The organism is Thalassotalea marina (assembly GCF_014656435.1).
Taxonomy (GTDB): domain Bacteria; phylum Pseudomonadota; class Gammaproteobacteria; order Enterobacterales; family Alteromonadaceae; genus Thalassotalea_C; species Thalassotalea_C marina.
In genome coordinates this window covers 1-526 of sequence record NZ_BNCK01000031.1, presented here as the reverse complement: position 1 = coordinate 526, position 526 = coordinate 1, and the positions used below count along the sequence as shown (strand labels likewise).

Genomic DNA, 526 nt, shown 5'->3' with positions numbered 1-526 from the left:
AACACCGCGGATCACAACGTCATCAAAATCAATATTGATTTCGCCATTCTTCTCTTTGCACAGTAACTTCATCAAGTTAACAAGGTTTGTGCCATACAATTGCGATGATTGAGTCGGTAGACGGCTTGGTAAATCGGTATAACCAATAATTTTGACACCATTATCAGTCACAACCAATTTATCCGCTTGGGTTAACTCACAGTTCCCCCCTGTTTGCGCCGCTAAGTCAACAATCACACTACCAGGTTTCATTGACTCAACCATCTCTTTGGTAATTAATTTAGGTGCTGGACGCCCAGGAATGAGTGCGGTAGTGACGATAATGTCGACTTCTTTAGCTTGTGCAGCAAATAAAGCCATTTCCGCCTTAATAAACGCTTCGGACATGACTTTCGCATAGCCATCGCCGCTGCCTGCTTCCTCTTTAAAATCTAACTCAAGGAATTCGGCTCCCATACTCTGCACTTGCTCTTTAACTTCTGGACGCGTATCAAATGCACGTACAACCGCTCCCAAGCTACCAGCA

At 44.3% G+C, this 526-nt stretch carries 1 pseudogene; it reads right to left on the bottom strand.

Annotation, left to right across the window (positions count from 1 at the left end):
• Positions 1-526: pseudogene (pntA, locus tag IE199_RS21855) on the bottom strand (Re/Si-specific NAD(P)(+) transhydrogenase subunit alpha); the annotation flags it as partial.